6 protein-coding genes are annotated in these 5,972 nt (G+C 52.0%); 5 read left to right on the forward strand and 1 reads right to left on the reverse strand.

From position 1 onward, the window contains the following. Positions 1-379: YchJ family protein (locus tag MYY08_RS06790; RefSeq protein ID WP_288013851.1), on the reverse strand; the 379-nt coding region annotated here is incomplete at its 3' end. A gap of 109 nt (positions 380-488) precedes the next feature. Here MYY08_RS06790 and rssA point away from each other — a divergent pair. The 5 genes from rssA to MYY08_RS06815 form a co-directional block, all read left to right on the forward strand. Then, positions 489-1,391, forward strand: coding sequence for a patatin-like phospholipase RssA (gene rssA, locus MYY08_RS06795; protein ID WP_038625850.1), 903 nt, complete (start codon positions 489-491; stop codon positions 1,389-1,391). Positions 1,392-1,491: 100 nt separating this feature from the next. Continuing rightward, positions 1,492-2,505, forward strand: a complete 1,014-nt coding sequence (gene rssB / locus MYY08_RS06800) for a two-component system response regulator RssB (RefSeq protein WP_038625852.1) — start codon at positions 1,492-1,494, stop codon at positions 2,503-2,505. A 195-nt stretch (positions 2,506-2,700) separates the two neighbouring features. Continuing rightward, positions 2,701-3,609, forward strand: coding sequence for a UTP--glucose-1-phosphate uridylyltransferase GalU (galU, locus tag MYY08_RS06805; RefSeq protein ID WP_038625854.1), 909 nt, complete (start codon positions 2,701-2,703; stop codon positions 3,607-3,609). A gap of 24 nt (positions 3,610-3,633) precedes the next feature. After that, complete coding sequence (locus tag MYY08_RS06810; protein WP_038625856.1) at positions 3,634-4,974, forward strand: UDP-glucose dehydrogenase family protein; 1,341 nt, start codon at positions 3,634-3,636, stop codon at positions 4,972-4,974. A gap of 14 nt (positions 4,975-4,988) precedes the next feature. Beyond that, positions 4,989-5,972, forward strand: a 984-nt coding sequence (locus MYY08_RS06815) for an NAD-dependent epimerase (protein WP_288013852.1), incomplete at its 3' end; no start/stop codon positions are given.

The following is a 5,972-nucleotide window of genomic DNA, read 5'->3' on the forward strand; positions in this document are numbered from 1 at the left end:
CGTCAATATAGTACCAGCGTTGATCCTCACGGACAAAGCGCGAACGTTCATGAACCGCGCCGGAACGCTGGTTTTCGCGGTAACGCGCAAAAAATGTCACATAAGCCTCATCATCATCGCCTCCAGATTCGCAGGCGATAACCCTCAAACCTTGCCATTCGGTATGAGCAAAACTTTCAGACAATGCCTGGCGCAGCTGCGCCGTGCGGTGCGTACTGTGCCAGGTGGCCAGCAGGTAATCGACGTTTCGCTGGCTGTATGCTGTATAGCGCGAGCGCATTAACGCTTCCGAGGTAGAGGGAATATAATCGCCACTTAGATAGCGACCGCAACATAGGCTATACTGCAATCCGCTGCAGCATGGACAGTTTTCAGACACGTTGACTCCAGGTTTTGCAATAACAGGGCTAAAGACGTTATTTTACGTTATGTTATCTGACCCTGGCGTTTGACGCCATTCAGTGAAGAAGGGTTAATACAGGAATGCAATGAGACAGGTTAAAATTGGACTGGCGCTAGGTTCCGGCGCCGCCAAGGGATGGGCGCACATCGGTGTAATTAATGCGCTGGAGCGGGCGGGTATTCAGGTTGACGTTATTGCTGGTTGCTCCGTTGGCGCTCTGGTCGGGGCCGCGAGCGCGACCGGTCGGCTGCCGCTGCTGGAAAAGTGGGTAAGGTCGTTCAGTTACTGGGATGTGATTCGGTTGATGGATTTTTCATGGCGGCGAGGCGGTTTGCTACGCGGAAATCGCGTATTCAACCATATTCGGCGTTTGATGCCCGATGAGTCTATCGAACAGTGTCATATACGTTTTGGCGCCGTTGCCACTAATCTGAGCACCGGACGCGAGCTGTGGCTGACCGAAGGCGATTTACATCAGGCTCTGCGCGCCTCCTGCAGTATGCCAGGGCTGTTGCCGCCGGTCGGCCATAACGGTTACTGGCTGGTGGATGGCGCGGTGGTTAATCCGGTGCCGATATCGCTAACCCGCGCGCTGGGAGCAGATATTGTTATCGCCGTCGATTTACAGCACGATGCGCACTTAATGCAGCAGGATCTTCTCTCCGCGTCGCCCGCGCAAACGGCGCCGGAAACAGAGATGACCTCCTGGCGCGCCCGGTTACGTCATCACCTTGCGCAGCGTCTGACGCAGCGGCGCACGATGCTTTCGCCCGGCGCGATGGAAATCATGACCACCTCAATTCAGGTGCTGGAAAACCGTTTGAAACGCAACCGTATGGCGGGGGACCCGCCGGATGTTTTACTACAACCTTATTGTCCCCAAATCAGTACGCTTGATTTTCACCGTGCAGAGGAAGCGATTGCCGCCGGACAGGCGGCAGTTGAGAAGAAAATGGATGAATTATTACCGTTAGTACGAAGCCGGTAATGAAAATGGGTCAATCACACATGTTACTTCAGGCAATTCTGACAGGCACAAGTGCGCATCCTGGACCACTATTGAATTATCTGGCTGACGGGGGGAAACAATGGAAAAACCATTAACTGGAAAACAGATCCTGATCGTAGAGGATGAGGTCGTTTTTCGTTCCCTGCTGGAAAATTACTTATATTCGCTTGGCGCTCAACTCCTTGTCGCCAGCGATGGTCTTGATGCAATCGAAACGTTGCGCTTTCACCAGCCCGATCTGCTGATTTGCGATCTGGAAATGCCGCGTATGAACGGCATTAAGCTGGTGGAACACTTACGCACACGCGGCAATCAGGTTCCCATTCTGGTCATCTCCGCTACGGAGCAGATGTCCGATATCGCGCATGTCCTGCGTCTTGGTGTGCAGGATGTATTGCTTAAGCCGATTAAAGATATGGAGCGCCTGCGCGAAGCGGTCTACGAGTGCCTCTATCCCTCAATGTTTACTTCGCAGGTTGAAGAAGAAGAACAGCTGTTTCAGGACTGGGACGCGCTGGTCAGCGATCCGACCGCGGCCGCTAAGCTGCTTAAGCAGCTGCAGCCGCCGGTTCAGCAAACTATCGCCAACTGCCGTATCAACTATCGTCAGCTGACGATGGCGGAACAGCCGGGGCTGGTCCTGGATATCGCTGCGCTATCGGACAAAGATCTCGCCTTTTACTGCCTCGACGTGACGCGCGCCGGCGATAACGGCGTGCTGGCCGCGCTGCTGCTGCGCGCGCTATTCAATGGTCTGTTGCAGGAACAGCTCTCTGGTCAAAAACAGCGCTTGCCTGAATTAAACAGCGTATTGAAACAGGTTAATCTGTTATTGCGTCAGGCTAATCTTAAAGGGCAGTTTCCATTATTAGTCGGCTATTATCACCAGCCGTATAAAAACCTGATTCTGGTCTCGGCAGGCTTAAACGCAACGCTAAACATCGGCGGGCAAGAAATACAGCTCAATAACGGTGTGCCTTTAGGTACGCTCGGTAGTACACATCTCAATCAAATTAGCCAGCAGGGTAGCGCCTGGCAATGCCAGGTGTGGGGCAATGGAGGGCGGTTGCGGCTGATGTTGTCGCCTGAATAATAAGCGAATGCTTTTTATTTTTTGCGTCTCGCAGACAGTTGCGACTATACGTTTTACACTTGGGTAATAATCTTAATTTCGCCGGAATCATCTTATCCAGGATAAATCCGGCGGCCCTGAGCTGATATACTCGTTTCGTTTTTTAAATCGACATATCAAGTATTAACTTGAACGGCCTATAAGAGAGGTATCTTAATGTCTGCCTATAAGTCAAAAGTAAAAAAAGCGGTAATCCCTGTTGCCGGTTTGGGGACGCGTATGCTGCCCGCAACCAAAGCCATTCCAAAAGAAATGTTGCCGCTGGTTGATAAGCCGTTAATTCAGTATGTCGTTAACGAATGTATCGCTGCCGGGATTAATGAGATTGTGCTGGTTACGCACTCTTCTAAAAACTCCATTGAGAACCATTTTGATACCAGTTTTGAGCTGGAGGCGATGCTGGAAAAACGCGTTAAGCGTCAGCTGCTGGATGAAATCCAGTCCATCTGTCCGCCGCACGTGACCATCATGCAGGTTCGTCAGGGCATAGCTAAAGGTCTGGGCCATGCGGTAATGTGCGCGCATCCGTTAGTGGGCGACGAGCCGGTTGCGGTGATTCTGCCTGACGTCATTATCGACGAGTACGAATCCAACCCAACCAAAGATAACCTTGCGGAAATGCTGAACCGATTCGAGGAAAGCGGCCGTAGTCAGATTATGGTTGAGCCGGTAGCTGATGTGACCGCTTACGGCGTGGTTGATTGCCAGGGCGCAGAGCTGCAGCCTGGCGACAGCGCGCCGATGGTAGGCGTAGTGGAAAAACCGAAGGCGAGCGAAGCGCCGTCCAATCTGGCCGTCGTTGGCCGCTATGTACTGTCTGCCGACATTTGGCCTCTGCTGGCTAAAACGCCTCCGGGCGCAGGCGGCGAAGTTCAGCTGACCGACTCTATCGCCATGCTGATGGAAAAAGAAACGGTTGAGGCTTATCACCTGAAAGGGATCAGCCATGACTGCGGCAACAAGCTGGGTTATATGCAGGCTTTCGTAGAATATGGCCTGCGTCATCCGTCACTGGGCAATGATTTCAAACAGTGGCTGAATGATACCGTTGAAAATAAAAAGTAATTCACACAGCAACAGGATAACGCAATGAAAGTCACCGTATTTGGTATCGGCTATGTGGGTCTGGTTCAGGCTGCGGTATTGGCCGAAGTCGGACATGACGTTCTTTGTATTGATGTCGACGAAAAGAAAGTCGAAAATCTGAAGAAAGGGATCATTCCTATTTATGAACCAGGTTTGACGCCGCTGGTTAAGCAAAACTACGAAGCGGGCCGTCTGAACTTCACTACCAATGCCGAAGAGGGCGTAAATCACGGCGTGATGCAGTTCATCGCCGTAGGTACGCCGCCGGACGAGGATGGTTCTGCCGATCTGAAATATGTCACCGCCGTCGCCCGCACTATTGCTCAGCATATGAATGAGCATAAAGTCGTGCTGGATAAATCGACCGTGCCGGTGGGCACCGCTGACCGCGTACGCGGCGTGATGCAGGAAACCCTGCAGGCGCGCGGCGTCGATCTGACCTTCGACGTGGTCTCTAACCCGGAGTTCCTGAAAGAAGGCGCGGCGGTTAGTGACTGTATGCGTCCTGAGCGTATCGTCGTGGGTACTGATAATGAAGAAGTGGTGGAGCTGCTGCGCGAGCTGTATGAGCCGTTCAACCGCAACCACGATCGCCTGATCCTGATGGATATCCGCAGTGCAGAGCTGACCAAGTACGCCGCTAACTGCATGCTGGCGACGAAAATCAGCTTTATGAACGAGATTTCTAACCTCGCAGAGCGCCTGGGCGCGGATATAGAAAAAGTACGTCAGGGCATCGGTTCCGATTCCCGCATCGGCTACCACTTTATCTATCCGGGCTGCGGTTACGGCGGTTCCTGCTTCCCGAAAGATGTGCAGGCGCTGATCCGTACGGCGGAAAATATCGGTTATAAACCGCGTCTGCTGCAGGCAGTAGAAGATGTCAACGACGATCAGAAAATGAAGCTGCCAGGCTTTATTAAACGTCACTTCGGCGACGATCTGAAAGGAAAGACCTTCGCGCTGTGGGGGCTGGCGTTTAAACCAAACACCGACGATATGCGTGAAGCCTCCAGCCGCGTCCTGATGGAGACGCTGTGGGCCGCTGGCGCGACGGTGCAGGCATTTGACCCGGAAGCGATGGATGAAGCGCAGCGTATTTACGGCCACCGTGAAGACCTGAAGCTGATGGGGACCAAAGAAGCGGCGCTGCAGGGTGCTGATGCGCTGGTTATTTGTACCGAATGGCAGAACTTCCGCGCGCCAGACTTTGACGTTATTAAAAATTCATTAAAACAACCCGTGATTTTTGATGGTCGTAACCTGTATGATCCAGAAAGAATCAGCAAACGCGGTTTTGTTTATTATGCAATTGGCCGCGGAGCGTCTATTCAAATTGCATAATTAATGGGGAAAATATGAACTATCTGGTTACCGGCGCGGCAGGATTTATTGGTTTTCACGTTACCCAACGCCTCCTGTCGGCCGGTCACCAGGTTGTCGGCATCGACAACCTGAATGATTATTACGATGTAAATCTTAAACGTGCCCGTCTTAATCAAATCACTTCTTCAGATTTCACTTTTATTGAATGCGATTTAGCCGATCGTGATGCAATAGCGTCACTGTTCGCCGAACAGCGTTTCCAGCGCGTTATCCATTTGGGCGCCCAGGCCGGAGTGCGTTATTCCATTGATAACCCCCACGCCTATGCCGATGCCAATCTTATCGGCCATCTCAATATTCTTGAAGGTTGCCGTCACCATAAAATCGAACACTTGTTGTACGCCTCGTCCAGTTCGGTTTATGGCCTGAATCGGAAAATGCCGTTCTCAACCGACGACAGCGTCGACCATCCGGTATCGCTTTATGCCGCGACGAAAAAAGCCAATGAGCTGATGTCCCATACTTATTCGCATCTGTATGGCATTCCCACCACCGGGCTGCGTTTCTTTACCGTATATGGTCCGTGGGGCCGTCCTGATATGGCGCTGTTTAAATTCACTCGCGCTATTATTGCGGGTGAAAGTATTGACGTTTATAACAACGGCGAAATGCGCAGAGACTTTACCTATATAGATGATATTACCGAGTCGATCTTCCGTCTTCAGGACGTCATTCCTCAAAAGGATGAAAACTGGACGGTAGAGACAGGCTCTCCAGCCACCAGCTCGGCGCCGTATCGGGTTTATAATATCGGTAACAGTCAGCCGGTAACCTTGATGGCTTATATCGAAGCGCTGGAGAAGGCGTTAGGCATGCAGGCGCGTAAAAATATGCTGCCGATGCAGCCAGGCGACGTGCTGGAAACCAGCGCGGATACGCAGGCGCTGTTTGACGTTATCGGCTTTAAACCGCAGACGGGCGTGGAAGAGGGTATTAAACGCTTTGTAGAGTGGTAC

Source organism: Mixta sp., from assembly GCF_024610815.1.
Classification (GTDB): Bacteria; Pseudomonadota; Gammaproteobacteria; order Enterobacterales; family Enterobacteriaceae; genus Mixta; species Mixta calida.